Origin of the sequence: Coprococcus sp. RTP21428st1_C9_RTP21428_210409, from assembly GCF_040227395.1 — a bacterium.
Taxonomy (GTDB): Bacteria; Bacillota; Clostridia; order Lachnospirales; family Lachnospiraceae; genus Coprococcus; species Coprococcus aceti.
This window is the reverse complement of record NZ_JBEHVV010000018.1, coordinates 38,810-43,788: the sequence shown is the minus strand read 5'-3', so window position 1 is coordinate 43,788 and position 4,979 is coordinate 38,810. Positions and strand designations below refer to the sequence as shown.

At 44.7% G+C, this 4,979-nt stretch carries 5 protein-coding genes; all 5 read left to right on the top strand.

Annotated features, from left to right (window positions below; translation table 11 throughout):
- Nucleotide 1: 1 nt before the first annotated feature.
- A complete protein-coding gene (locus ABUA34_RS05485) occupies nucleotides 2-976 on the top strand; it encodes a YihY/virulence factor BrkB family protein (protein ID WP_349822976.1) in 975 nt (324 codons plus the stop codon).
- A 158-nt stretch (nucleotides 977-1,134) separates the two neighbouring features.
- Nucleotides 1,135-1,407 carry a hypothetical protein gene (locus tag ABUA34_RS05480; RefSeq protein WP_133300861.1) on the top strand — a complete coding sequence of 91 codons (273 nt, stop codon included), beginning with the start codon at nucleotides 1,135-1,137 and terminating at the stop codon, nucleotides 1,405-1,407.
- A gap of 14 nt (nucleotides 1,408-1,421) precedes the next feature.
- Entirely contained in the window at nucleotides 1,422-1,601 is a 180-nt protein-coding gene (locus ABUA34_RS05475) for a hypothetical protein (protein WP_015533216.1), read from the top strand.
- A gap of 642 nt (nucleotides 1,602-2,243) precedes the next feature.
- Entirely contained in the window at nucleotides 2,244-3,263 is a 1,020-nt protein-coding gene (pheS, locus tag ABUA34_RS05470; protein WP_015533215.1) for a phenylalanine--tRNA ligase subunit alpha, read from the top strand.
- Nucleotides 3,264-3,367: 104 nt separating this feature from the next.
- A partial coding sequence (gene pheT / locus ABUA34_RS05465) for a phenylalanine--tRNA ligase subunit beta (protein ID WP_349822975.1) occupies nucleotides 3,368-4,979 on the top strand: 1,612 nt, incomplete at its 3' end.

Here is a 4,979-nt window from a genome sequence, read left to right as displayed (position 1 = left end):
CATAGTGCTCATATACCATAAAGTCAGATTGTTTATGGCAGAGATGAATAAGGATCAGGTGGCGGCATTTGCGGCACAGTCTGCTTTTTTCCTGCTGCTGTCACTGTTTCCACTGGCGATGACGCTGCTTACATTTGTCAAATATCTGCCATTCACAGAGACCCAGGTGTTGGAGATAATAAAGGAACTGTTCCCGGAGGAGATCAATTCCAATTTTGAATTCATGTTTGCAGAGATTTTCGACAGCAAGAGCTCACTGCTTGCCACCACAGCAACCATATTGCTCACAGTGTGGTCGGCGTCAAAGGGAACAATGGCTATAGGCCGCGGACTCACTTTCATGGCAGGCAAGGAGGACAGCGTCAATTATTTCCTCAGAAGAGCGATACACACTCTGTATACATTGATATTCTGTGTGATGCTGGTGGCGGTTATGGTCATATATATCCTCGGCGATGTAGTTGTGTCAAAAATGCTGGTGCGGCTGGATTCGGTGGAGAGATTCCAACTGGTGGATACCGTTGCGAATATCCTGTCGATCGTCAAGATAGCATTTGCCCCTACGGTTTTGTTTGGGGTTATGATCGTGGCATACTGGGCATTGCCGGTTGAGCGGGTGAGGATCAAGACCGCTGTGCCGGGAGCTGCATTTACGACCATACTCTGGATGCTTTTGTCATTTGGCGTATCAAGCTATATCAATATAGTGGGAATCAACACATATATGTATGGAAGCCTTGCAAGTGTGATATTGCTTGCGCTGTGGCTTTACATGTGTATGTACGTCATGCTGATAGGCGCGGAGATCAACAAATTCATGGATAATGGAATCCGGGGAATAAGAAGGCGTGCGCACAAGGCCGGGCGTAAGAAGAGACGACTTGAGAGGAAGAAAAAGCGTGCGGAGAAGAGGCGGATGCGAAAAAATCGACATTTAAAGATGGACGAAGAAGTTGATGTAGAAGTAGATAAATGAAATAAAAGTAGAGTGTATTCAAGTTAAAGAATACTGCGATTGAGACGCATAGTGGCTCATATAAAAATACAAGTAGTAAGCGGGTAAAGAAAACAATTTCTATAAATGTAAGATATTACAGTGCATATTATAAAATAAAAGCCTCCTATTCTGGTGGAGTGGCAATTGATATTTTGGTAACTAAGGGGGCAGTCACAGCAAGTCTAGCAACAGGGTATACATTGTCTACGCTTCTTTCAGATATAATAAGTAACTATGGAAGTACTGATATTAGGTCTCCTGGTATTGAAAACTGGGGATATAGATTTAAATATGTAACAAATAGCAGTAAAGATGGATTTGATATTTATTTACTTACGTATAATAGTAAAGGAAGACTTGCAGATACAAAGAAAATAAAGAGTGAAAGATATAAAGCGATTTTGATATAAAAAGGAGAAAATATATGAGAGAAAAAAAAGCTATACTTCTGTTAGTACTTAGTGCATGTTTGTTTGCAATCGATTTTATCTTAAAAGGAGATTTTGGTAAGGTGATGTTTTATATAATCTTATTGATAGGCTGGATATTACTTTTGGCATCAATTGCTTTACAAATAAAGAAAAAGAAACGGGAAGATGATTAAATAGGAGTATGGTACTCGTAAGGTTTATTTTCACAATCAAGTTATATAATATTTCTGAAAATTGAATTGTTGTTGATCATGACAGTATGACAAAAAAGATGTTGACTAACACCCACATGTAGGTATATTATCTCTACAGGCAGTGACGATGCAAAAGATACGTATGTCACCATCAGAGAGACCGGGTCAGCGGCTGAAAGCCAGGTCAGGTAAGAGTGCGTATTTAATTTCACATCAGAGCCACCACGGCTGAAGGATTGAAGATATCTGTTTTATCAGATGACAGATGTTGGTCTGTGTAGGGTGTGGCGTGTGACGTGCGACAAACGTCTAATGAGAGTCAGACATGGACAAGATACATAGAGTGTCTGGAATCAGGGTGGTAACGCGGATATAATTCGTCCCTAGTATGTATAACATGCTAGGGACTTTTGTGTTTACAGGGTGACAAGCGGCTGCGATGCGCGGAGCAATCCCGGTAAACGCCCAAAAGAGGAATGAGCGCATAGCCCGATAGGGCGGAGCGCGAATTACTGTAGGAATTGCGGAAGCCGTAGTCGGGCAATTCCGTGACTTATATATGGAAGTAATTAATATAGGATCCACATTGAAATCCCTATAAATAGAAAAAGGAGAAACACGATGAGAGACAAGTTGGAAGCCATCAAGGCAGAGGCTCTTGCCAAGATCGAGAGCGCAGAGGTTGTATCGACACTTAACGATGTGAAGGTGGCGATACTCGGTAAGAAGGGAGAACTCACACAGGTTCTCAAAAGCATGAAGGATGTAGCACCGGAGGACAGACCAAAGGTAGGCCAGATGGTAAATGAGGCGCGTCAGGCCATCGAGACAGCCCTTGATGAGAAGACAAAGTCCATCAACAGGGCACTCCGTGCAGAGAAGATGAAGAGAGAGACCATAGATGTAACTCTTCCAGGAGTGAAGAAGCTTACAGGACACAGACATCCAAACCAGATAGCACTTGAAGATCTGGAGAGAGTATTCATCGGTATGGGTTACGAGATAGTTGAGGGACCAGAGGTAGAGTATGACAAGTACAACTTTGAGCTGCTGAACATTCCTGCAAATCACCCTGCAAAGGATGAGCAGGATACATTCTATGTTACAAAGGATATCCTCCTTCGTACACAGACATCACCTGTTCAGGCAAGAATCATGGAGAAGGGCAATCTTCCGATCAGAATCCTCTCACCTGGACGAGTATTCAGAGCTGATGAGGTAGATGCAACACATTCACCATCGTTCCATCAGGTAGAGGGACTTGTAATAGATAAGGGAATCACCATGGCTGACCTCAAGGGAACACTGGCGCAGTGGGCAAAGGAGTTCTTCGGTGAGAACACAAAGGTCAAGTTCAGACCTCACCACTTCCCATTCACAGAGCCTTCAGCAGAGTGTGATATCACATGCTTCAAGTGCGGCGGCAAGGGATGCCGAGTATGTAAGGGCAGCGGCTGGATAGAGATCCTTGGCTGTGGTATGGTTCATCCAAAGGTTCTCCGCGACTGTGGAATAGATCCTGAGGTATATTCAGGATTTGCATTTGGAATCGGACTTGAGAGAGTAACACTTCTCAAGTATGAGATAGATGACATGAGACTTCTTTACGAGAACGACATGAGATTCTTAGACCAGTTTTAAGTATGTGTCAAGTTTTCTGTGAAAACTTGACATGCAGCTCCAGCCATTTGCCGAAGGCAAATTTTGCATGGCTGGAGTTCAATGATAAATAGGAGGACAAATAGATGAATACACCAATTTCATGGATAAAGGCATATGTTCCTGATCTGGACGTGACAGCTCAGGAGTTTGTAGACGCCATGACTCTCTCAGGATCACATGTAGAGGGTTACGAACAGAAGGATAAGAATCTTGACAAGATTGTTGTCGGCAAGATTCTCACTATGGAGAAGCATCCGGATGCGGACAAGCTTGTAGTATGTCAGGTAGATGTTGGACAGGCGGAGCCTCTTCAGATCGTGACCGGAGCAAAGAATGTAAAGGTCAATGATCTCATCCCACTTGTACTTGACGGTGGTAAGGTTGCGGCAGCACACGGCGACAACAATGAGTACCCTGACGGAATCAAGATCAAGAAGGGTAAGCTCAGAGGAGTTGAGTCAAATGGTATGATGTGCGGTATAGAGGAGCTTGGTTCATCAAGAGACTTCTATCCGGAAGCACCGGAGGATGGCGTGTATGTATTCCCGGTGGAGTCAGGTGTGAAGCCGGGCGATGACGCTGTGAAGGCACTTGGACTTGACGATGTTGTTGTCGAATACGAGATCACATCCAACAGAGTTGATTGTTTCTCAATGATCGGTATGGCAAGAGAGGCAGCAGCTACATTTGACAAGTCATTTTACCCACCAGTGGTAACAAAGACAGGAAATGACGAGGACGTCAATGACTATATATCAGTAGAGGTAAAGGATCCTGACCTCTGCCCTAGATACACAGCAAGGGTTGTCAAGAACCTGAAGATCGGACCTTCACCAAAGTGGATGCAGCAGAGACTTGCTTCACAGGGAATCCGTTCGATCAACAACCTTGTAGATATAACAAACTACGTTATGGAAGAGTACGGACAGCCAATGCACGCATATGATCTCAGCACCATAGCTGGCAACAAGATTGTTGTCCGCCGTGCAAATGACGGAGATACATTTGTAACACTTGATGGACAGGAGAGAAAGCTCGACCATGACGTTCTGATGATCTGTGACGGTGAGAAGGAGATCGGTATCGCCGGAATCATGGGCGGCGAGAATTCCATGGTAACAGACAGTATCGATACACTGCTCTTTGAGGCAGCCTGCTTTGATGGAACAAATATCAGACTTTCATCCAGAAGGATCGGTCTTGCAACTGATGCGGCAGCCAAGTTCACAAAGGGACTTGATCCAAATCTTGCTATGGAGGCAATAGACAGAGCGTGTCAGCTCATCGAGGAGATGGGCGCAGGTGAGGTAGTCGGCGGAGCTGTCGATGTATATCCAAATCCTGTACAGGACAAGAAGCTCCCATTTGAGCCAGACAAGATGAATGCGCTTCTCGGAACAGATGTTGAGCCTGAGAAGATGCTGTACTACTTCGGCAGACTTGGACTCACATATGATGCAGAGACAAACACACTGGATGTGCCAAGCTTCAGACAGGATCTGAACTGCATGGCAGATCTGGCAGAGGAGGTTGCAAGATTCTACGGATACGACAACATTCCTGTATCACTTCCAAGAGGTGAGGCTACAGTTGGTAAGCTCCCATACGACCAGATGATCAATGCCATCGCAAGGGATGTCCTTGAGGCAAATGGTTTCTCTGGCGGCATGTGCTACTCATTCGAGAGCCCTAAGG

Bases quoted from the DNA above. Each gene is read 5' to 3' on its own strand.
- ABUA34_RS05475 (WP_015533216.1), top strand. From the start codon at position 1,422: ATGAGAGAAAAAAAAGCTATACTTCTGTTAGTACTTAGTGCATGTTTG.
- pheS (WP_015533215.1), top strand. From the start codon at position 2,244: ATGAGAGACAAGTTGGAAGCCATCAAGGCAGAGGCTCTTGCCAAGATC.